We start from the raw sequence: 23484 nt of genomic DNA, 5'->3' as shown, positions 1-23484 counted from the left end.
AGCTGAACGTATTGCCCCTCCATCAATGCGATCGCTGTTGATACCATTGATGTTGGTGGGTGTTATCACAGAACTTTCTACCCCTAGCGTGGTATCAGGTGCGATTTGGGCTAAGGTGCATTTTCCCGAAAAGGCGATCGCTCCCCCCACCACTAACAATTTTCCTAATGCCCATCTTTGCCAGTATCGAATCATCCCAGACATACTACACCCCTCAAAAGCAGTAATTGTCAGCCTCTATTTATCCACCACTTCAACTACATCGCAATTATCTTTCAAAACCATAACGCCAAACAACCGGCGCAGAAGCAAATTCTGACAAGCCAACAGATGTTAACAAACTAATCCAATCATCGCTCAAAACGCGATCGCCTGAATTAGTCCGGCGCATTTCAGCTAAATTAGTTACAGCATCCTGCCAAATATAATTAACAGCATAAACAGTATATTCCCCTGATTTCGCCGACTTTAACTGACTTTCAAGCTCGCTCGTTAGCGCTACTCGTTGCACCCATGCTTTCACATAAAAATACTCAGATGTGTTTTGGGCTGCACCACAATAAACCTTAAAGTACCATTGATACTTATTGTTTGTCTTTAAAGCATATTGCGGATTTTGTGGTAAACTAATGCCGATCGCACCAGACTTTTCAGGCAGCGTCAAAGGCATCCGGTAGACATCGTTACCCAAATCATCCTGAAATACAAACTCTCCAGAGCGAACATTGCTGGGTAACTGTGGCACATAAACCCAAAAAGTTGGATACTCAGACACTGTAAATGCTAAGAAAGATTTCGATTCATCCGCACTTTCTTCACCAGGCACCAACGCAGTCATAGGCGTTTTCAAGTCTGGGCATTCAGTTCCAGTACGTCTTGCCCCTCCTTGACGGCGACCAATCGGTGCGCCATTACGGGGAAATTTCAATTCCGCAAGGCGGTTTTGTCTGTTTGGGACAACCTTCTTGACAGGTTGCGTAACTTGTGCATTTACTTGGTAAGGGTAACTCGCAAGCAGTATCAAAAAAATAACGCTTCGTAGTAAGCGCTTCAGCGCTTTCGCACTAACTACACTAGAAATTTTTGGTTGATAAATTAGTAATTTCATCTGATTTTCAGGTAAATTATTCAAGCGTCAAAATATCTAATGTTATTTTCAAAATAAAGACGATAAGCCAGCATCACAAGTTTAATTACGTAATATCCACATAACAGCCGTAGCCGTCAACACCAATGTCAATACAGGCGGAACAAATGGTATCCACCCCGCTAGTGTAAAAATGCCAAAGCAGATCGTAAATAATGTTAACAACGCTGTTGCGATCGCCAGCCCAAGATACAGCGGCTTTGAGCAGCGCCATGCTATAATACCTCCCACCAATGACCATACAAAGACCCAAAGTGCTTCCACCCACCCAGACCACCACCAAAACAAAGGTCTGCGATCCTCAACGGCACTGAGAATATGGCTTACCATATTTGCTTGCACCAAAAGTCCTTGTATTTTCTTTTCTTTGGAGGGGGTTTTCCAATAATCAGCTTTAGCGCTTGGGGCAGTAACGCCAATCATAACGATACGATTCTTTAATGACTCGATTAATTCAGGTTTGATTTGGTCAGTCAAAACATCTTTAAGAGATACTGTCTCGGCAATTTTTTCCGTTGGACGCAAATAACGATAATTCAGCAAAACTTGATAACCCGATGCATCAATTCTTTGATAACCGCTAGAGTGTTCTTTTAATGGCTGAAAGACAACCTTACCAATCTGCAAGTATCCCTGAGAATTAATAAAAGCTTTGATACCTTTAGCTTGTAAATAGTGACGTGCAAGCTGAAGACTAAAAGAATCTTCTGCGGTACATGGCGATTTTAGAGGAGGAGTTAAATTCAACAATTGACGACGAATAATTTCATCATTGTCTGCTACAAAATCACTAAAACTTTGGCGCGATTGTGGAACTTCATCAGGGGGGTGAATGCCATCAGCTTCACCATCCGAATCAGCAGAAACTTTGCACACTGCAAAAATGCGATCGTCTTGCTGTAGACTAGTAACTAAATTTGGATAATCGGGGTCTACAGGAAAATCACGATAAATATCTATACCAATAGTTGTTGGTTGATACTGCTTCAATTTTTGCAACAGTTGAGCGAGTGCTTGATCGGAAAGCGATCCTTTCGATTTCATCTTCTTTTGGTTTTGATAATAAATATCAGCCTCCCCAACAGTAACTATTAACAAGCGCGGATCAGTTCTTTCGTTATGCGATCGCACTTGCATGAAATGGTCATAAGCTTGCAATTCGCTTTGTTGCAACATCCCCAGATAACGCACTCCCATTACACTTGCTGTAACAAGCACACTCACTAGAAATACAGTCAGAAAAATACGTTTAAAATCAATATGCCGAGAAGATAACTTTTTCCAAGTCGGTGGTACAACTCCAGGGTTCTGGAAAATTACTGGCAACCAAGTTGCATTAGGAAATCTATCTTCCAAACCTTGCAGTTTTTCTCTTGCTTCTCGCAATGCGAGATAAAGAGATTTGCCACTAGAAAAAGCTACCAGAAAATGCTTTAAAAATTCCTGTGCTACTTCATCCGGTACTGGTTCCCGCATAACAATCATTTGCGGAATATGTAAAGGTAGGAGTTGCGATGCTAATCCCAAACCATCACAAGAGTTAAAAATTGCCAGTTGCAAACCTTGTGCGATCGCGCTTTTTAAACCATTCTCTAAATCGTCAATTGTTAAACTATCAATTTTATTAATATAAATCTTACCTTTCCCATCAGCACTTTCACTATGACCCGCGAAAAACAAAATATCCCATTGCTGCCACAAATAATTATTTAACTCATTGCGTTGCGGTTCTACTAAAAAAACTATTTCGGATGATGGTAAACTTTCTAACAATTGACGGTCTTTTTGAACATCAATTCCAGTACTATTTCCCAAAATCGCCAAAATTCTGACTTTCGGTTTACGCGGTGGTGTGTTGGGTGCTTCAGAAGCTGTTGCACTTAAGGCAAATTCTGCTTGTGAGTATCTGTTAAAAAAATCCCACAAATGCCAAGGAAGCCTTTGTAATTCGCTATCATCAGTGCGAATTAATACCCTAATTATTTCGTCTCGGTTTAATTCTTCACGTAATGTGTTGTTAATGCAGCGAAATTCCGGAGACTCAAGTAATATTTGCAAGCGATCGCTCAAAACTTTGGCTGACTCACTACATTTTTTCACTCGACTTTTGATACAGCCATCGTAAATAATTTCTTGGGGTTTAATTCGGCTAGTTATCCCCAAACTGCGATAGTTATCTTGCCACTGGTGCAGGTAATTTGCCAAGTCCGGGGATGCAGGTAAATTGCCAGAAACTTCTATTTTTGGGCGAGCATTTTCGGCTCCAATTTCCAGTGTCACCCGACACCCCGTGCCTGACAAATTACCATCTAGTTTCATAACAACTAACTTTGCCATAAACCTATTTGAAATTTGGAATTTTAGACGAGTCTAATTAATACGCTTAAAATACTGAAATTTGACAACCTTTGTCAATCATAATATATTTTTGCGCGACGAATTTCAAACTAGAAAAACTTCTGTAAAGTTGACATCACCTAATGTCATTTTTATGCTAAAACGTTCTCCAAATTCGCTACTAAAGTTTAATTGAATACTCTTGGTATTTCTTGCAGTAGCTTGCATTACAGATATTCCCAAATCATCCAACACCATTAATTCAAGTTCTTCTGGCAGATAGTTTTGACCATTGACAGGACAAACTTTCACTATTATGTTTATTTCTTGTTCAGACAGAGGTATCAGTCCAACTACTAAAGCGATCGGTTTACTTTCTGATTGTCCTCCTAAGTCCAGCAATGTGGCTTTTTGGACATTAATAGGGGAATTTTCTGAGTTTTCAGCTAAAATTTGTTCAGGTGAGCGAAATCTAAAAGCTAGTTCGGATTGTTGCGTCAAAAGCGATTCTACCGTTTGCCAACCAGCGTCAACAATATTAGTTAACCACTGGCTGAGGTGAATTGGCTGTTTAACTTTTTGGGGGATTTCGCTCAGTTGTAAAATGAATTCTTCAAGCGATCGCAACTGATTTATAAGTATCTCACCATTTTGAGCCGTTTTGCTAAATCCTAGCAGAGTCGCTTCTCTTAGCGATTGGTCAAATTGTACAGCTACATAGCCAATTCTGTCTGACCAAACTTCTGGTGGAATATAAACCACCTTTTCGTCTGACAGCACCGGACGACACTCTAACTTTCCCAAACCGATGATTTCTAAATCGGCAACATCCATCATAGTTTGTATTACTGGGTTACAACTTAAACTAGCTGACCAAGAAGTTTTAACTCCCATGCAACGCAGGTAAAAATTTACGGCAGATACCGCTAAAGTATTAAAATAAACTTGTTTAGCTTTTTTTGAATTGCGATGAGAAAGGCGAAATTGTTTTGCTAAAAAATGAAGCTCACTACTTATCGGGACGGTAAATTTTAAAGATTCTGATTCTCTCATCATTTTTTCCTCTGGTGTTTAATTTATATCGTCGTTGTCACAATATTCTTTCAGCTTTAAAGAAAAGTTATTTACGCATCGGTAATAAAAGCTGCTGACTGTAGGAACTTTAATCGCAAATTCTACGGAAATCTCTTTCCACGATTTTCCAGACATTCGTCGCATTGCCACTGCTTGAAAGTTAGCTTGAGGACATTTCTCTACATGTTCATTTTTGAAAATGCCTTCCGGGTCTGATTCTATACATTTTTTCAGAACTTCTCCTAGGTCTAGAGGTTCTTCTGGGGCAGGAAGATTATCCGGATCGGCATCAGTTATTTTTCTTACATTCTGCTGAGTCTGGATTTTTTTAATAGCATCTCTAAAAAATCGCCGCTGCAAAAGAACATTCACCCATGCCATGACGCTACCGCGTTTTGCATCGTATTTGTCAATATTTTCACAAATATAAAGCAAAAGTTCCTGGCGTGCTTCATCATAAATATCTTCATAAAACTGAGGTGTAAATTGACCTTTTTGTGGATGACAAAGCCTGCCAGAGCGCATAATTTCATAAACCAACTTTGTTAAAGCAAGTCGTCTGACTCCAGAGCGCGGTGGGTTAGCTTGGGCTTCTGTAGCTAGTTGTAGTAGATAAGAATCTAGTTCATCTGTCTGGGGATGATTCATTTGAGACTTCATGCCTGAAAAATAAGCAATCTTTGAATCTCTATTTTTCTCTCGCGGTTATACCGGGAATTTTATGCGAAACTAACAATATTGTTACAATTGTTTACATTTAGTTCTTGAGGCAAAGGTGTAAAGCCTTAACAGAATTTTCAGCAAACCGACTTAAAAATGCAAATATCAAGTTTTGTAAAGAAAAACCGCACTTCGCGTAAAACAAACTGTAGTTCCCAGAGATACAAATAGAGCAACACATCGATTTTTTCAGGGCTTGTATCGATACTAAATAAGTTTTGAGTATGGTGTTAATTCGCTTTGGTTGTTCAACAGGCTATAACAACTGGTTATTTCACTGTTTCAGCAGAAGAAAGATTGCGATAACTTCTTAGAACAAAGTAAAAAAAGTGAAGATTTAAACGCTTTCATGACGAATCTTCAAGCAGCGATCGCGCTGTTTAGTTCGTCAAGAGTCGCGCGTCTGACGTAACCAGCAGCTTGGTGATAAAGAGTAATTTTCACACATTTCAATTAGTAATTGCAGAAAGTTAAACTATGGTTTTTAGCAACCGCATTTTAGAGCAAAGCAACTTTCAAGTCACACTAGAACTAGAAGAATTGCATACCAAATCCCCAATAAATCTGTGGCAGCGTGCAGTTTTTTGGGTAAACCCAGACGCACAGTTTTTATACGTCAATGATGCAGCGTGCAGTTTGGTTGGGTATTCCCGTGAGGAATTAATTTCCATGACCATGCACGATGTAAAACCAGACTTTTCAAAACAAGATTGGTCAAAGTACTGGAAAACTATTAAACAGCAAGGCTACCTATATTTTGAATCTCTACATTGGACTAAAGAAGGTCAAAGTTTTCCGCTGGAAATCACTTTTAGCTACATGGAATACAACGGCAATGAGTATGGCTGTATCTTGGTTCGCAATATCAGCCAACGCAAGCAAGCTTCACTAGCCTTACAGAGGGATAATGAAGCAAACAAACGCAAAGTGCAACAACAAGCTGTTGAATTATCCGAGGCTATTCAGCAATTAAACCGCGAGAAAGCTTTGCGGCAGCAGGCAGAGATGGCTTTAGAACAAGAAAAACAAGCTGAAGACTTCTGGCACTTCGTCTCTATGGTTTCTCATGAATTCCGCTCTCCCCTAAACATCATCTCATTGTCCACTAGCTTACTGAAACGTCATCATCACCGCTGGACTGAAGAGAAAAAACTACAGTATTTGCAGCGTCTTCAAACAGCAGTCGAAGATATCAGCCTATTGATGGATGAAGTTTTAACCATCGCTAGAGCAGAAGCAGGAAAGCTAAAGTTTGACCCCACACCACTTAACTTGATTCAATTTTGCCGTGACATATTGACAGAAATGAACTTGAACGAAAGCAGCCAACACAAAGTCACCTTTATCAGTCAAGGCGATCGTCAAGTCTGCATAGATCGAAAATTGCTACACCCCATTCTCAGAAATTTACTCTCGAATGCCGTCAAGTATTCCCCGATTGGCAGCACGATTGATTTGGTACTTTCCTACCAAGATGAAAAAGTAATTTTCCTTGTTAAGGATTGGGGAATTGGCATTCCTTATTCAGATCAACAACAACTGTTTAAGCCATTTCATCGAGGTGGAAATGTCGGCGACATACCAGGCAATGGATTGGGGTTAGCACTTGTGAAAAAGCTTGTAGACCTGCATAATGGTCAAATTAACGTGGTGAGTGAAGTTGGGGTGGGTACTACGTTTGCGATCGCATTACCATTAAGCCAACCAGTTTAAACTTTAGCTTCTCTCCAGTGACCAAGCCCCGTTGGGGCAGGGTGTGGGGTATAGGGTGTGGGGTATGGGGGAAGAGGCAGCCCCAACAACCCGCATTACCACAAGCCCCGCCCTAAGAGGGCGATTGATTGCATTGGTTGGGGTTCCAAGCCCCATCCAATGCCGTGTTCTCTACACCCTACACCCTACCCCCTACCCCCTTCTTCCTGACACCACACGCAGCTTTTGTCAAATCAAACAAGAGTGTCAGCAAAAAAAGCCATAGTTTTATACTTGTAAATTTTGATCGCAGGGAAGCACTACAGAGACAGAACGCTGCTACGTCATGGAACTCGAAGCGGATGACTATCTCACTAAGCCCTGTACAGCCTCGTTAATTAAGTCAGGCGATCGCGTAGCGACTCAATCATGAGTATCGCCAAAGTTTTTGAACCTACACAGTAGTCAAATCGCTCTTGTAAGTGAAGTTGAAGGAAATGAGGAGACAAGCAGACAAACAGACAAATAACTCCGCTCCCACGCTCCTAGCTTTTACTAACAACTAACTAATGACTAAATATCAAAGGAAGTTATGACAAAAGTTTTGGTGATTGAAGATAAGGCAGAAAGCCGAGATATCTTTCTAGACAGTTTAGAGGCAGAAGGGTTTGAAGCGATCGCAGCAGAAAACGGTCGTATCGGCATCCAGAAGGCACAAGAACACCTGCCAGACTTGGTAATTTGCGACATTGTGATGCCAGAACTTGATGGTTACGGTGTTCTGACGACATTGCGCCAAAACCCTCTAACAGCAACGATTCCCTTCATTTTTCTCAGTGCCAAAGCTACTAAAGCTGAAATTCGTCAAGGTATGGATTTGGGAGCTGATGACTATCTTACCAAGCCCTCTACGATAGAGGAATTATTGAGAGCGATCGCCGCTCGACTAGAAAAACAAGCAGCCCTCAGGGAGTGCTATGCTGCCCAGTCCCAGCAAGTCCCACCTTTTGCTGAAACTGCTAAATTGGCAGATTCTGAATCGTTCTTTCCTTCCTGCCCCCAGTTGAGCCAGGTCTTCGACTTCATTGAAGCTAATTATCACCAACCGATTGGTCTAGATGATGTAGCGCAGGCAGTTGGTTACTCCGCAGCTTACCTAACCGACCTAGCGCGTCGTCAGACGGGATACCCACTGCACCGTTGGATAACCCGACGCCGTATGGCAGCAGCGTGTTCTTTGCTTTTGGAAACCAACCAGTCAGTTGAGCAAATTGCTGAGGCAATCGGCTATCGCTATACGGGGTGTTTCTTTCGTCAGTTTCGCATCAGCTTTGGAACGACTCCTCAAGTTTGGCGAAACGCGCAGCGCACCCAAGGTAGTACTCAAACGCAGAAACTATGAGGGGTTAGGTTAGTCAGATTCCCGATTTCTTAAAGACAGATTCCCGACTTCACAGAAGAAATCGGGAATCTCGCGGCACAAACTATGAGGGCATTCCGGGGGAAGTAAATTATCCTACTTTGCCTAATTTGTCAAGCGTTGGTGTGCTGGACTACTAGGGGAAGGCGATCGCCGAGCTTAACTATGACCTGTGACTTCTGCTGAGTGCGTTTGAGTGATACACCGACAATCAGAACACCGATGCCCAGCAAGGCTGGGACTGCGGAAGGTTCGGGAATTGATTTGGGTTTTACTCCCAGTGCTGCGATCGCTTTGTCTCCTTGAATCAAGCCAAAGCCAAGTCTGGAGTCGAAACCGGGCAAAGAACTAACAGCGGTATTTCTCAGAGCGTCATATATCTCAGTGGGCGTTGCGTTTGGGTCTGCCTGTAACAGCAGCGCTGCCACCGCAGCGGTATACGGAGCCGACGCCGAGGTACCAAAGAAGTCGAAGAAGCCGGGGTTGGCAACACGACGGGAATCTCCACCCAAATTAAAGGAAATTGGCAGCCCGTCTGGAGCCACAACATCGGGCTTGAGGAAATCTGAGTTGCCTTCCGAAGAAAAGGGTTCCAGTTGCCCCTGCTGTACAACAACGCCGGCTCGGTTTAAGTAGGATTCTGCGTTCCCGTAATACACGGCTCCAACGGTCAGCGCATTTGAGTTATTGGAGTGTCCATAAATTGGCAATTCGGGAAAATCATTACCAGCAGCAGTAAAGTAAGAAACTCCCTGGTTGAATACCGCGTTAATCGCCTGGTTGATCGGTCCATTCGGAGGCTCCAAATCTAAGAAGTCTAAAGGTACATCAGGAGTATTCTGAGGGAAATACCCAGCATCATCCACGATGATGTTTGCCCCGGCAGTCGCTAGAGCTTGAATGCCTTGACCTTGGGCAACCGCACCGCCCGTACCTGTGTAGAACGCTAAGTTAGCCCCCGGAGCCACAGCATGGATGAGTTGCGATAAGGCGCGACCTTCATCCGTGGCATCAGGACTAGAGTAGTCCTTTAGCACGTTGACACCAGATGGTAGATAGCCATTGGCTATGTTGGTCGCATAGGTATCCGGATTGCCAGAGATGTCGAAGGTCTCTGCTGTTTTGAAGCTATCAGATATCACCCCGATGGTGATTCCGGTGCCATCTAAACCATAGCGATCGCGCAAAACATCAACCCCTGTAGCTTTGGCTGCTGCTTCAATCGGCAGGGTGAAGGTAGCCGCTTGAACCTCAGCAATAAAGCTACCGAATGCGGCAGTCGTCGCAATCACCCCTGACGTAACGATTCTTCGGAGGAGTCTTAAATTTTTCATCGCGTTTAAGGACTTGAAGTATAGAATGCTGTCGGCATCAAGGTTAGGTTTAATTCTCTTGAATAACTGAGCAGTGCGAACCTCTGTGAATTTTCTTTTCTACTTAATTACTTTTATCAATCTCGGACTGACACTAACCAGAATATCGATTCGTCAACTAAACCGTCAATTTGAATTTTTTCGGCATAAAATCGAAAAAAATAGGAGTAATGATTTGCTGATATAAAGTAAACCCAGTGAGTGCAAAAGACTTATCTGTCAAGGCTCACTGGGTTATAAAAGTTTGGATATCCAAGCGGTTACTAGCGTACTAAAGTTACGCTAATACTACACTTTATTGTTGGCGTTGCGCCACGCGAAAGTTAAAATGCACTCATAATTTCTAGACCAGTTGTTACATTTACCACCTGCCACTGCCTCCAGAGCTTCTTCAGTTAATTCTCCCTCAGACACAGATGGAGCCGGGTTATTTGGAAGCACCAAGTAGACTTTGTTTTCAGTTTATTGGATAACTTCAATTTCCAGATTTGTTGGAAGTTCTTGTCCTGACTCTCTCGCATAAACTGCCTTGGGATTGCTGAGTAATTCTTGCTTGAATGCCTCATTTTCCCAAGCTTGTTGAATGAGCTTCTGCTCGAACTCGAACCGGGTGTTCATTGCCTGAGAGATGATTTGTTTCAGTTCTTCGTGCATTTTATTTTCTCCTTATTTGCTTCTATCAATCTCGGATTTACACTAACTATAATATCGATTATTCAACTAAACCGTCAATTTGAATTATTTAGCTATAAAATCGAAAAAAATATGAGTAATTAACTGTTGATATAAAGTAAACCCAGTGAGTGTAAAAGACTTATCTGTCAAGGCTCACTGGGTTATAATAATTTGGTTTTTCAAGTGGTTACTAGCGTACTAAAGTTATGCTGACACTACACTTTATTATTGGCGTTGCGAATTTTGAGCCACCCTATTTTTGCTTCACCGTATGCTAAAGTAAAACCTAGACAAACACCACCTGCCACTGCCTCCAGAGCTTCCTCAGCTAATTCTCCTTCAGTTAGAGATGAAGCTGGGTTATTTGGAATTACCAAATACACCTTATTTGCAGTCTCCTGGATAACTTCAATTTCCAGGTCTTTTGGCAATTCTTCTCCCGATTCTCTCGCATAAACTGCCTTGGGATTGTTGAGTAACTCTTGCTTGAATGCCTCATTTTCCCAAGCTTGTTGAATGAGCTTCTGCTCGAACTCGAACCGGGTGTTCATTGCTTGAGAGATTACTTTTTTCAGTTCGTCGTGCATTTTGTTTTCTCCTAATTTGTTTCTGTCAACCTTTGCTTGACACTAACTAGAATATCGATTCGTCAACTAAATCGTCAATTTGAATTCTTTCGGCATAAAATCAAAATAATTAATATTAATAGGCTGCTCACTTTCAACGTAAATGTTAATTTTTTAGAAAAACGAAAAGAATCAAACTAAATAAACTTATTAGCACTACCAATATTTAAGTAAACAGAAATAAAGTCACAAAAATCAGTGGTTTGCCTAAGAAGCTAGTTTATCCAAATTAAATATTAAACATCAGCTAAAAGATTGTTAGTCTTACCGAAAGATTTTGGATTGTAATTCTGGGTAGGCATCTTTTAAGCTATAAATCTAAGTACAGTTTGGCGTAAAAGTGAGGACGTTTTTAAACGCAGAGTAACGCAGAGTAAGCGTGAAGTAACGCAGAGTTTTTCGGAATTTAATTGGTTACTAAGTATCGGTACAAACATTATATAAGTTCAACTAAAAGGGAATGCATATAGATGGAAGTTTCACAGGAAGATTTAATCAAAATAGTCGAGCAAGCTAGTACGCTCTCTGAAAGATTGGGCAAGTGCTTCATCAAGAATGAGTCCCAAACCAACGAAAAGCTATTTATCTCTCGCTTAGAAGCGTGGTGTCAGGTTGTTGCACAAGGAAACCCAGAAAAATTTGCCAAACGTCTTGCTTGGGATGGTTTAGATTCTAAAGCTGTCGGTAATGTTCTCGGATCTATTTGCTTGGCTGATTCAAAACAACTCCCTGTCTGGACAGAAACTTTGCGGTCAGCTTTGCAAACTGACTGGGAAACGGTTTATGCAGACACTTTTCGCTGTCTGGATGCTGAAAAGCCAATTCCTTTTCAAGAAGTTTATCTGCCCTTTGTTTATGTAGCACGGCAGAAACTGATTGCACAGGTCGGTGCTAGTTGGCAACTGCTGTCGGAAGAAGTTCACATACGTCTGGAACGTCAACTGTTATTGCAGTTAGTGTCTCTTTGCACCGAGTCTCTACAGCTTGAATTTTCACTATTTAAAGCGCTCAAGCAATCCGCTTTCACTCTCTTATGGGGACGAGGACAAGACATAGGTTTTAATTCTAATCAACAGTATCAAACCTTTGTCAAAGACCTGAAAACAGGCAAGTTACTGTCATTTTTTCAGAAGTACAGCGTTTTAGCTCGGTTGGTAGCAACAGCGATGGATCTTTGGGTGGAGGAAAAAGCGGAATTTCTTCAACGATTAGCATCAGACTTGCCAACTATCCAGCAAAACTTTGAAGATACAGGTCAGGTCGTTGCTATCCAGTTAAATCTCTCCGATCTTCATAATAGGGGACGCTCCGTAATTGCTCTCACTTTTGCCTCTGGATTGAAACTAATATACAAACCTAGAAGTTTGAGCCTGGAAGCTGCGTATTTTAACTTACTAGCTTGGTGCAATCAGCATTTTGTAGAGACGTTGCACGCAACGTCTTTACTACCGTTCAAGTTAGTGAAAGTTATCGACTGCAAAACCTACGGTTGGATGGAGTTTGTGGAGCATTTGCCCTGTGCAGACGAAGCAGCAGCGCAGCGATACTACCAACGTGCTGGAATGCTTTTGTGTCTACTGTATGTGCTGCAAGGTAATGATTGCCATCAGGAAAATCTGATCGCTAGTGGTGAACATCCGGTGCTGGTAGACCTGGAAACCCTTTTGCAGCCTGTAGCTCAGGAGATTGACCCCAAAACAGAGGAAGTGGGAGGAGCGCAATACGAGGCAAATCAACAATTTTTCGACTCTGTACTGCGAACTGGACTACTGCCAAGATGGGAATTTGGACTAAGAGGAAAGGCTGAAGACATTAGTGCTTTGGGGGGAGTTGGGGAGGGAAACCCTGTGCAAATGCAAAAGTGGCAGAACATCAACACTGACAATATGGTACTGGAATATGAGTTAGGGATAATGCCAGCCGAAGCGAATACACCTTTGCTCAATGACATTACCCTATCACCAAATGATTATGTTGATGAACTCATAGATGGTTTCCGACAGATGTATCAGTTTCTCAGAGAAAAAAGAGAAACGCTTTTGGCAACTGATAGTCCTTTAGCTGCCTTAGCTCATCAGAAAGTACGGTTTTTGTTTCGCAATACCCAAGTATACGCTGATGTTCTAGGTAAAGCCCTCAACCCAAAATTTCTACAGCATGGTGTAGACCGCAGCATTCAACTGGATGTGCTAAGTCGGGCTTTTTTGGCAGGCGATCGCAAACCCTCTATTTGGTCGCTGCTAGCAGTCGAACTCCAAACCTTAGAACAAATGGATATTCCTTACTTTGTCGCTGACTCTAGCAGCAATGCTCTGTGTATCAACCCTGACTTGGTAGTTGAGGGATATTTTAAAGAACCTAGCTGTGAGCGAATGATTTCTCATCTAAAGCGGCTAAGTAACGCAGATTTAGCTCAACAGATTGCAATTATTCGAGGTTCTTTTTATTCGCGGATCGTTCGTGGAATTACTGATGCCACATCTACTAATTTGGATTTGGATGCAACTGTTCCTTTGACACAAGCACAGCTGGTGCAGTCAGCAGTAGAGATTGCCAAAGAACTGCACGCACGAGCAATTCGCGCTGCTGACGGTAGTGTTACCTGGATTGGTATGGGATACCTGCCCAAGGCAGAACGGATGCAACTTCAGCCCTTGGGCTATAGCTTGTACGATGGTGTTGGCGGAGTTGCTTTATTTTTAGCAGGGTTAGCAAAAATTACTGGTGATGCAAAATTTCGAGATTTAGCACTCAGCGCTTTGCAAGACTTGAGAAAACCCTTACAGGACACAGACCCAAATCAAGAGCGTAAATTTACTAAGCAAATCGGTATCGGTGGAGCCACTGGATTAGGGTCTATCGTTTATACCTTAGTTAGAATTAGCCAGTTTCTGGATGAACCGCAGCTTCTAGATATTGCCAGCCGTGGAGCCTCGTTAATAACTCAGGAAAGCATTGCGAGCGATCGCTCCTTTGACACGATCGCTGGCTCGGCAGGGGCAATACTAGGATTACTAAGTTTATACCAAGCTTCATCAGATCCAGCAGTTCTAGATCGAGCCACTGCCCTAGGTTATCACCTACTTATTAACCGCACTAAGAGCGATTCTGGATTTAGAGCTTGGGCAACTAAGATGGGCAAGTTAGCAACGGGATTTTCTCATGGTGCGGCAGGCATTGCCTACGCTTTACTGCGATTGTACAAAACTACCCAAGAAATAGTTTTTCTGGAAGCGGCAGAAGAAGCGATCGCCTACGAACGCAGTTTATTTTCTCCCAGCACCGGAAATTGGCAAGACGTAAGGGAAAATAAACCAACTATGACCAGTTGGTGTCACGGCGCTCCTGGTATTGCTTTAGCGCGTTTGGGAGGTTTAGAAATTCTCGATACTCCAGAAATTCGGCAAGAAATTGCAGCCGCTATCAACACAACTCAACAGTTTGGTTTACAGAACCTCGACCATCTCTGTTGCGGTAACTTTGGCAGGATGGAAGTACTTTTGGTAAGCTACTCCAAGCTGTCCCATCCAGAACTTTGGAATACTGTGCAAAAACAGGCAGCATGGCTTGTCGCAAGAGCAAAGCAAGTCGGTGCTTTTTATCTGTTTCCCGAACTTCCTGGAGATGTTTACAATCCTGGTTTCTTTCAAGGCACCGCCGGCATCGGTTATGAATTACTGAGGCTAGCGCATCCAGAATCACTTCCTTCCGTGTTGCTGTGGGAGTGAATGAGAGACTGGGAGCGTGGGAGCGTGGATAGTGGGAGCGTGGATAGTGGGAGCGTGGTTAACTGTTAACCAACAACCAACAACCAACAACCAACAACCAACAACTAGCAACTAACAACCAACAACCAACAACTAACAACTAACAACTAACAACTAACAACCAACAACTAACAATCTAAAATCAGAATGAAGCTTACACATCGGTTATTTTACCCGCCTGCCTGGTCGATCGCTGCCAAACTTTCGCTTTTTTTGCTCGTGGCTGCGATCGCACCGATGAGCTTCACCGCATACTACAATTTGCGACAAAGCTTAGAAAGTGTGGAGGCAAGCGAATACCGCAAACTCGAGTTGTCAGCCGCTAGTACTGCCAGTCGCCTGGATCGGCTAATTATCGATATTCAAGCTAATGTATTTCAAGTTAGCAGCGATCGCAATGTGGTGGGTTTGCTGGCTTCAAAAGAAAGCGCAAAGCAAGCAGCCTTCCGTTCCAATGTGCAATGGACACTCTCAAACATCTTCCGTTCTAACCCAGAGTTTGATGCTGTCTTTATCATCGATAGAAAAGGTAAATGTCTCGCTTCCACGGATCCAACATTCGTTGGTCAAAACTACGCCTTCCGCGAATACTTTCGCTCTAGCATTCAAGGAAACTCCTACGTCTCTAGCATCCTTGTGGGTCAAACCACATCTCGACCTGGGCTTTTTCTCTCTAACCCGGTGCGTTCTGATAATGGCGAGATTGTCGGAGTGACGGTACTTAAAATCAAAGGAGAAGATATTTGGGCGATCGTTAATACATTGTCGGTAGGCTCCGATAGCTACGCTTTTCTTGTTGACCAGCATGGGGTAATCATCAGCCATCCCGATAAATCCCGACTCTACCATAGCCTCAATCCCTTACCGCCAGAAACCCGAAAGCAAGTTGTTACCGATAGACGTTACGGTGTTGATGAAATTAAAAGCATGAACATTCCAGAGTTGAAGGTGATGGTAAAGGCAAAACAACTCGGTCACACCAGCTATCGTTTTGGGGTAAATCAAATGCCCCGGATAGTTGGCTTCGCACCCTTGGAGAAGCAACCTTGGGTGTTGGGAGTCAGCCAACCCAAAGAAAAATTTGAAGCACCCTTGAAGCGTTTGATCTGGCTGAACGGCACCAGCGTACTGGTAGTGGGGGGAATCACGGCAATCATAGCGCTGTTTCTAGCACGGAGCATTTCCCGACCGATTCGCGTCCTCACTGCCGCAGCGCAAGCACTAGAGCAGGAAAATTTCAATCCTCAGGAATTAACTGTTGTATCTGGCACTCAGGACGACATAGGGCGGTTAGTGCGTGTCTTTTTACAGATGGCTCGTGAGGTAAGGGCTAGAGAGCAAAACCTGAAACAGCAGGTACTTAATCTAAAAGTTGAGATTGACGAAACTAAAAGAGCAAAAGACCTTGTGGAAATTACTGACAATGAACATTTTCGCTCCTTACACAAAAAGATCCAAAAGCTCAGAGAGCAAGCGGTAAGCTCAGGTGAAACTGAGACGCAATACTATGAGCGATTGCAGAGCCAGGTGCAATCGATCAAACAGCGATCGCGCGAGTTAGCTGAATGAAACCAAGAGTTACCCACTATACAAATTAACCAAAATGTGCATTGTAATATTTGACGAGTTCCACACTATACGGCAATTAATAAAGCCCGACAATAAGCAAAAAATCTACTTAACAGCGCTATCACTATCAAAGACGAAGAAACAAAACAATTATGCTTTTCATTACCCCAATCCTGACACAAGCTAAAACTGTTGCTGCTAAACAAATGTCCAATCTGGAGATAGCAGCAAGAACCATAGTAGTTCTTATAGTTATTTATTACGGAACAATGCTTGATTTCTTATCAGGCACTTTAGAAGACTGAACCTTTGAAGTAGCGATCGCGCAACCAGCCCCAAGTCGCGTAAGGTTTGAAAAACTTTGATTTTACAAATGATTAATATGTCATCCGATGATGAACTGATATCGCGTGAGGAAGCATTAGCGGGTTTACCAGCGAAACGAGCGAATACTTTGCTGTTTTTGATTGAGAGTCGAACAGCGCAGATAGTAGCGCGATCGCGTGTGGAATTTTCCCTTACCGAGCAAGTTGCCTCAAAGCGCGATTTGGCTTTTTTGGAAGCCTTTGCTTTAGGAAATGCCTCAGCACTCCACCCTACCATTCAACACCTCGAACGCTACGCCATCCAATGGACACCCCTCCTACCGGAAAACCCTAGACTAAAAGCCGCCATTGCCCACGCTCTCAGCCAGAAATACACCTTTACCTATCAAGCAGTACCTAACATCCGGGCAGCTTTGGGTTTGGATGAGAAAGCGGTACAGGTGAGTTACTCGCGCTTGTACAGAACACAGCTAGAAAAAATCTTTGCATCTAAGCTGCCACTAATCGAACAAATGCGCTGGAAGAATAGTGCGATCGCCCAACGACTGGAGGAAATGCCACCTTTCTGGCTTGCTTATGCAGTAACCGTTGCTCTAGGTCTTCCCCAAGCTTTCTTAGCCTTGCCCATCGCTGTAGCCGATGTTGGTCCCTTAGTTAGTGTTGCCTTTGTGCTCATCATCGGCACTATTAACATCCTAACTATGGCTTGCATGGCTGAAGCTGTTAGTCGCAGTGGTGATTTTCGTTACGGCAATGTCTTTATCAAACAATTAGTATCCAACTACTTAGGATATGCTGGCTCATTTATTTTCTCTGTCGCCGTAAGTATCCGTGTTTTTCTCATAGCCTTGGCTTGCTACATCGGTTTGTCAACTACTATGGCAAACTTTACACACATACCAGCAGCACTGTGTGCCGTGTTGCTTTTCTTTGCTGGATTATACCTGCTGTCGCAGACATCGCTTAACTTCACGGTTGCGGTGATGGTATTGCTTGCAGCCATCAACGTTAGTTTGCTCCTCATTTTGTCATTGCTAGCATTTCGCCATGTGCAACTTGACAACCTTTTATATGTCAACTTACCTTTTTTGGATGGTCATCCTTTCCAACCTTGGATGCTACAGCGGATTCTCGGTGTTAGCCTGATGCTTTACTTCGGACATGTGTATGTGGGTGAATGTGGCAAATTGATACTTAAGCGCGACAAGAGCGCTGACTCACTGATTTGGGGTAGCGTAGCGGGGACTGCTTTTTTAACTGTGCTGTTTTGCATTTGGGTATTGGCAGTCAACGGAGCGATCGCACCGCAGTTACTAGTTGGGCAGTCAGGCACCGTTTTGGAACCACTAGCTGTTGAGGTTGGTTCCATCGTCACAGTTTTGGGAGCAGTCTTAATCATCCTGTTGTTAGGAATGGCTTGGCTGCGTAGTTCCAGTCTCCTGCTCAACTTAGCCAGGGAATGGTTGCCTGCTCGACCTCGATCCGTTTTGATGGTGCCTCGCAAGCTCTTAACATTGATATTGCACCCCTGTGGCAACCCGAATTGTGTTCCCCATATTGGTATAACCTACTTGGGATTGAAAGAACAAGCGCCAAAGTTTCGCCTAGATATCCAATCGAGCGGCAAAGTTTACCATCAAGAGATAACAGTTACTGAGCGTTGGGACATTAAAGAGCTATTTGGGCAGTTTCCATTGGATAAGTGGAATACTCGTCTGACTCTAGAAGTGCGATCGGCTAACGAAGATAATGCGTGTCTGCAACTGACCTCACCAATGCTCCTAACCTACGAAGGAGATTTGAGGGCAGATGTAGCTAATGTTGCACCTAAAAATCAAAGTCAGACTAATAAGCTTGATATGCAAGCGCTGACACAACAGTTTTGGGCAACCCTATTGAAACAGCGTCGTTTCTTGCTATCCATCAGCCCGTTAGTGTTAGTCTTCCTACTAACTGAGTGGCTTTTGCTTGCTGGTACGCAATCCTTTACTAGTATACTGGCATTTGCTGGTGTACTCGGTAACTCTCTTGTTGGCGGTATTTTCCCAATTCTTTTGTTAGTTTCCAGTCGGCGCAAGGGCGAACTCGTGCCCGGAGTGGTTTTGGAGATTCTGAATCATCCGGTTTTCAGTGTCGGTATATACAGTCTCTATTTAGGGATTCTGCTCCTCCACGGTCTGTTCATCTGGGAAAATCCTGTAGCGCGGATCGGTGCATTGTGCATTGCCTTGCTATCGCTTTTAGCAACTCTTATCATGAAACGCTATGGAGCTTTCGCGAACCGTGTGGTAGTAGAGCTACGACAGTACCCAGGAGGGCAATCCGTCTTCGCGATCGCTGCTGGTGGACAACCGAAGATGGCAGAGGTGCGGTTGGGATATGCCGAGGGTGAGCAACATACTAGGTCTGCCACTGTGGAAATTCCATCACTTTCGTCGCTGCGTTATGCCATCTTCCGCTTACCAACCAAGCACGAAAAGGAACTGAGAGTATGGACACACAAAAGCAACTTTACCGGAGACTCCAAGAGTTTACCTGCACTTGTGGAAGTCGAAAGTGGAAACAAGAATATGCAGTTTGACCTGAAGCTGTCCAACGGAAAAGTTTTGCTACCTCTGGTCAGCGATGCTTGCTCTTTAAAGTTCACATTTCCAGGTATGGGGAGTGGGGAGTAGGGAGTGGGGAGTAGGGAGTGGGGGGACAAGGAGACAAGGGGACAAGGGGGACAAGGGGAGCCAGCGCCGTGCGGAGGTTCCCTCCGTTGAGGCGCCTGGCGTGGACAAGGGGACAAGGGGAGCCAGCGCCGTGCGGAGGTTCCCTCCGTTGAGGCGCCTGGCGTGGACAAGGGAGACAAGGGGACAAGGAGACAAGGAGAGTAATAATTCTTAACTACCTAATTCCTAATTCCTAACTCCTAACTTTCTACTCCCAACTCCCCACTCTCCACTCTCCACTCCCCACTCCCCACTCCCCACTCCCAACTCCCTACTAACAACTAACAACTAACAACTAACACCCATCAACTAACAATTTTGAGGTAAAATATGGCACAAATTATAGCTATTCACTCTTTCCGTGGCGGAACTGGCAAATCAAATTTGATTGCTAACCTAGCCGCTACTATGGCACAACATGGGCAACGGGTAGGCATTGTCGATACTGATATCCAATCGCCAGGAATTCACGTTCTTTTCGGTCTAAACGAAGAAAAAATGAATCGCGCTCTCAATGATTATTTGTGGGGACGCTGTAATATTAAAGACACTGCCTACGACGTTAGTCATACTCTTATGGCACAGGAAGAGACAAATACGATTAACGGCAAAGTTTACCTAATTCCCTGTAGTATTAAAGCTGGTGAAATTGCCAGGGTTCTGCGCGAAGGGTATGACGTAGTTCGGCTTAATGACGGCTTTCAGGAACTCATCCGCTGTCTGAATTTGGACTACCTGTTAATTGACACTCACCCAGGTTTGAATGAAGAAACTTTACTTTCCATCGGTATATCTAATGTTCTAGTTGTTATTCTGCGTCCAGACAGCCAAGACTTTCAGGGAACCGCTGTGACGGTGGATGTAGCTCGCAAGCTGAAAGTACCTAAAATGCTGTTGGTGGTCAATAAGGTGCTACCAGCTTTCGATTTTGCAGACTTGCAAAAACAAGTGGAGACAACCTATAACGTCTCAGTGGCTGGTATTTTACCTTTGTCTGAAGAGATGATTCAGCTAGCGAGCCGAGGTATTTTCTGTCTGCGCTACTCTGGGCATCCTATCAGTCAGAGGATGAAAGAGATTGCTAAACAGATTGTTGGTGAGAGTGAGACAAAGAAAGTACTTATTGCAAGCGATCGCTTATGAGCAATCAACAGGAATTTCGGAGGAGTGTACTTGCCTTTTATGGTGCTAGTGCCTCCCAAGCAGAGGAACTGCTTGCTTACAATCAAAATCTCTTCTCGCACAAATGTTTAAAACATGCCGTCAAGTTTCCACTTGTACCCGAAGCCCATATTACCGTTTGGGAGGAGTACGCTGTTGCAGCAAGAGTTATAGGAGCATTTGAGGCACTAAAACAGCGTCTGGTGCAGTTCCGATTTCCCATACTCGAAGGCATCAGCCAAACCGAAGCATATCGCTTTGCTACCCGTAAGGGTGTTTCCGTGGATAATATACCCGAAGCAACTGGTTTGATTCTTACGCTGCCTGAGAAACTCCAGTTGATAATACATCAAAGTTTGGCAGGAACCATCCCGGTTTTGCTGACTGGAAACCGAGAAGACTTTGTAACTCTTGTACAAGCGCTCACAATGCAAAATGAACCCAAACTAGTCCCAGCTTCTATGGGAGCTTGTATGGTTGCTGGTTTTAACAACTGGGATAGAATTCGCCGCGATCGCCAACAATGGTCAGCTAGAAATAATAATTACTCGGAAACTAGTTGGGGGGCAGAGTTTCGCAATATTATACCACAAAAAACGCTCTATCAGGATCGGTTAATTATTTTGAGTGACAGTCCCTATAGCAATGTTTCAGCCGAGGACATGGGACTTGAGGAACTAGAATGGCAGCGCTTATCCCTAACCATTCGGCTGGAACATGAATGTACGCACTACTTCACACGTCGCTTGTTTGGCTCAATGCGAAACAATATGCTCGACGAATTAATAGCCGACTACAGAGGCATTGTAGCCGCTACGGGGTACTATCGAGCAGACTGGTTCTTACGCTTTGTGGGGTTGGAGTCGTTTCCAAATTACCGAGAAGGAGGCAGGATGCAAAACTACCTGGGTCAACCCCCGCTTTGCAATGGGGCTTTTAAAATTCTACAGGCATTGGTCAAGGCAACCGCAGAAAATTTGCAGCGCTTTCACACCGACCATGCAAGCGAGTTAAGAGACATCAATATTCAACCTTTGATGTTGATTGCCTTAACCCACTTAACCTTGGAAGAATTGGCTTCAAAGTCGGCAAACTTCCGCATCCAACAAACCTTAGAAGAGTTGCAGAAAACTATATCTGCATAAGGCATTAAAGCAATACTTGTCAGTTAGTGATGTTTATTCTTTGCAGATCCCCCCAACCCCCCTTAAAAAGGCGGGCTATGTTCCCCAACCCCCTTTTAAAGGGGGTCGCCACAGGCGGGGGGATCAACTCTTATCCGAAAAGTACTGGGGCATCAATGTGCGTAGTGCTGCATTCTCTTCTCTGCGCTCTCTGCGCCTCTGCGGTTCGTTTTTCTTCAAATTCTCCTAAAAAACATAGGTAAATCGACTTATGACAGAAGTTCTACTTAAAGAATTGAGTAACAGTGACATCGACTGGATAATTGCTACAGGTCGTCGGCGAGAAATAGCAGCAGACACCGTACTCGTCCAAGAAGGAAAAGCCGCCGATTCCCTACATATCCTACTAGAGGGAATTTTAACAGTTACTGTCTCACAACCTGAAAACAATCCTCTGGCTCGTGCTTTTGCGGCAATCGAGGGTAGTGAAACCTCACGCAGAGAGATTGCGCGGCTTTCAAGCGGTGAGGTAGTAGGAGAAATCCCTTTTTTAGGTAGTCGTCCAACTACCACCACTGTTAAGGCTGTTGAAAAGTCGCTGGTGATGTCAATTCCGCAGCAGCAATTGGCAGCAAAATTGCTTGATGATGTGGGTTTTGCTTCGCGCTTTTATCGTGCGATTGCTATTATGCTCTCAGACAGACTGCAAAGCATCATCAATCAGCTTAGTCGTAGTAACCTTGCACAAGGTCAGCCACTGAAGGATGTGTTATGTGTGTTAGGGGAAATGAATGATAGTGACATCGATTGGATGATGGCTACAGGTAATCCGCAAAAAATACCTGCTAACACAGTACTCATCCACGAACAGGGACCAGTGGATGCGCTGTATATTATACTGGGTGGAACAATGTCAGTTTCTATTTCTGAGGATGAGTGCAATCCTTTAGCTCGTGCCTTTGCAGCTATAGAGGGTGGCGAAATTTCAGAGCGAGAAATAGCGAGATTATCTAAAGGTGAAATTGTCGGAGAAACACCGTTCATTGATGCCCGCTTGCCCTCCACAACAATAAAAGCGCTTGAAGACTCGCTTGTGTTATCGATTTCTCGACAGCAACTGGCAGCAAAATTACAGCAAGATGTTGGTTTTGCATCCCGCTTTTATCGAGCGATCGCGATTATGCTTATCTTAAGATTGCAGGGTATGCTGAGTCGGCTTGGTTATGGCAGACGTGTTTACAGCAAAGGTCAGCCACTGGATGAGAATATTGAATATGAGGATGAACTGGATTCCAATGTTTTAGATCGGATGGCATTTGCCGGAAAAAGATTTGATTGGATGCAAGGACGTTTAAAAGTAAGTTGAATCAAATGCGGCAGAGAGGAACGCTTCGACGGTCATTTCTGCCGCCAGTTTATTAATGAATTTTTGTAAAGAAAATCAAGGTTTTGCATAAACTCTCACCTCTGAAACTGAGAATTAGTAGAGGTTTCTTCGACCACCAGTAACTGCTAGGTTTTGAGGGGTACAATGTCCAGGATAAATAATCGGGGTGGGGGGTTCTTAGGTATTGCAAGCTTGTGTGCGATCGGCGCAGCCGTGTCGCAAACATTCGCTTTTTTTGGGAATTGTGCATTAGCCCAGCTAAAGCCGATACCCGATAATAGCTTAGGTGCTGAAAGTTCTGTTGTGATACCCAATGTTAATATCAATGGTATTAAGAGCGATCGCATTGATGGTGGGGCAATTCGAGGAGCA

General features: G+C 43.7%; 16 protein-coding genes and 2 pseudogenes. 10 read left to right on the top strand and 8 right to left on the bottom strand.

Going from position 1 to position 23484, the window contains the following annotated elements:
• The 5 genes and pseudogenes from PI95_RS28245 to PI95_RS28225 form a co-directional block, all read right to left on the bottom strand.
• Positions 1-204: pseudogene (locus PI95_RS28245) on the bottom strand (hypothetical protein); the annotation flags it as partial.
• A 64-nt stretch (positions 205-268) separates the two neighbouring features.
• Positions 269-1108, bottom strand: coding sequence for a DUF928 domain-containing protein (locus PI95_RS28240; protein WP_163519275.1), 840 nt, complete (start codon positions 1106-1108; stop codon positions 269-271).
• Positions 1109-1189: 81 nt separating this feature from the next.
• Entirely contained in the window at positions 1190-3484 is a 2295-nt protein-coding gene (locus PI95_RS28235) for a CHASE2 domain-containing protein (RefSeq protein WP_039739040.1), read from the bottom strand.
• A gap of 105 nt (positions 3485-3589) precedes the next feature.
• Positions 3590-4540, bottom strand: coding sequence for a DUF1822 family protein (locus PI95_RS28230; RefSeq protein ID WP_236117231.1), 951 nt, complete (start codon positions 4538-4540; stop codon positions 3590-3592).
• Between the two features lie 15 nt (positions 4541-4555).
• Positions 4556-5206 (bottom strand): sigma-70 RNA polymerase sigma factor region 4 domain-containing protein, encoded by a 651-nt coding sequence (locus tag PI95_RS28225; RefSeq protein ID WP_039740419.1) that lies wholly within the window; start codon positions 5204-5206, stop codon positions 4556-4558.
• Positions 5207-5755: 549 nt separating this feature from the next.
• On the opposite strand from PI95_RS28225, the gene PI95_RS28220 reads away from it, so the two are divergent.
• Together PI95_RS28220 and PI95_RS28215 are read left to right on the top strand one after the other, a co-directional pair.
• On the top strand, positions 5756-6991 hold the full coding sequence (locus PI95_RS28220; RefSeq protein ID WP_039739039.1) for a sensor histidine kinase: 1236 nt from the start codon (positions 5756-5758) through the stop codon (positions 6989-6991).
• A 571-nt stretch (positions 6992-7562) separates the two neighbouring features.
• Complete coding sequence (locus PI95_RS28215; protein ID WP_039739037.1) at positions 7563-8372, top strand: response regulator; 810 nt, start codon at positions 7563-7565, stop codon at positions 8370-8372.
• A 131-nt stretch (positions 8373-8503) separates the two neighbouring features.
• Here the strand turns inward: PI95_RS28215 and PI95_RS28210 are convergent, their stop codons facing one another.
• The 3 genes from PI95_RS28210 to PI95_RS28200 form a co-directional block, all read right to left on the bottom strand.
• Positions 8504-9682 carry a S8 family serine peptidase gene (locus tag PI95_RS28210; RefSeq protein WP_163519274.1) on the bottom strand — a complete coding sequence of 393 codons (1179 nt, stop codon included), beginning with the start codon at positions 9680-9682 and terminating at the stop codon, positions 8504-8506.
• 543 nt (positions 9683-10225) lie between these two features.
• The gene (locus PI95_RS36275) at positions 10226-10417 is read right to left on the bottom strand and encodes an NHLP leader peptide family RiPP precursor (RefSeq protein ID WP_236117230.1); all 192 of its coding nucleotides are present in this window, start codon (positions 10415-10417) and stop codon (positions 10226-10228) included.
• Between the two features lie 236 nt (positions 10418-10653).
• Positions 10654-11025, bottom strand: a complete 372-nt coding sequence (locus PI95_RS28200; RefSeq protein WP_039739034.1) for an NHLP leader peptide family RiPP precursor — start codon at positions 11023-11025, stop codon at positions 10654-10656.
• A 509-nt stretch (positions 11026-11534) separates the two neighbouring features.
• Between PI95_RS28200 and PI95_RS28195 the strand changes: the two genes are divergently transcribed.
• The 8 genes and pseudogenes from PI95_RS28195 to PI95_RS28160 all read left to right on the top strand — a co-directional run.
• Positions 11535-14792: a type 2 lanthipeptide synthetase LanM family protein gene (locus PI95_RS28195; RefSeq protein ID WP_039739032.1), complete on the top strand. Its 3258-nt coding sequence runs from the start codon at positions 11535-11537 to the stop codon at positions 14790-14792.
• A 186-nt stretch (positions 14793-14978) separates the two neighbouring features.
• Positions 14979-16400 (top strand): cache domain-containing protein, encoded by a 1422-nt coding sequence (locus tag PI95_RS28190; protein ID WP_039739030.1) that lies wholly within the window; start codon positions 14979-14981, stop codon positions 16398-16400.
• A gap of 382 nt (positions 16401-16782) precedes the next feature.
• Positions 16783-19401 (top strand): amino acid permease, encoded by a 2619-nt coding sequence (locus tag PI95_RS28185; RefSeq protein WP_039740418.1) that lies wholly within the window; start codon positions 16783-16785, stop codon positions 19399-19401.
• Positions 19391-19615, top strand: a complete 225-nt coding sequence (locus PI95_RS28180) for a hypothetical protein (RefSeq protein ID WP_039739029.1) — start codon at positions 19391-19393, stop codon at positions 19613-19615. The genes PI95_RS28185 and PI95_RS28180 overlap by 11 nt, the downstream gene beginning before the upstream one ends.
• Before the next feature lie 155 nt (positions 19616-19770).
• Entirely contained in the window at positions 19771-20583 is an 813-nt protein-coding gene (locus PI95_RS28175; RefSeq protein WP_052324752.1) for a MinD/ParA family ATP-binding protein, read from the top strand.
• A complete protein-coding gene (locus PI95_RS28170; RefSeq protein ID WP_039739025.1) occupies positions 20580-21746 on the top strand; it encodes a DUF7005 family protein in 1167 nt (388 codons plus the stop codon). Before PI95_RS28175 ends, PI95_RS28170 begins: the two co-directional genes overlap by 4 nt.
• Before the next feature lie 250 nt (positions 21747-21996).
• The gene (locus tag PI95_RS28165; protein WP_039739024.1) at positions 21997-23091 is read left to right on the top strand and encodes a cyclic nucleotide-binding domain-containing protein; all 1095 of its coding nucleotides are present in this window, start codon (positions 21997-21999) and stop codon (positions 23089-23091) included.
• A gap of 165 nt (positions 23092-23256) precedes the next feature.
• Positions 23257-23484: pseudogene (locus tag PI95_RS28160) on the top strand (hypothetical protein); the annotation flags it as partial.

The sequence above is a fragment of the Hassallia byssoidea VB512170 genome, assembly GCF_000817785.2.
GTDB lineage: Bacteria > Cyanobacteriota > Cyanobacteriia > Cyanobacteriales > Nostocaceae > Hassallia > Hassallia carrinoi.
This window is presented reverse-complemented; position numbering and strand designations above follow the sequence as displayed.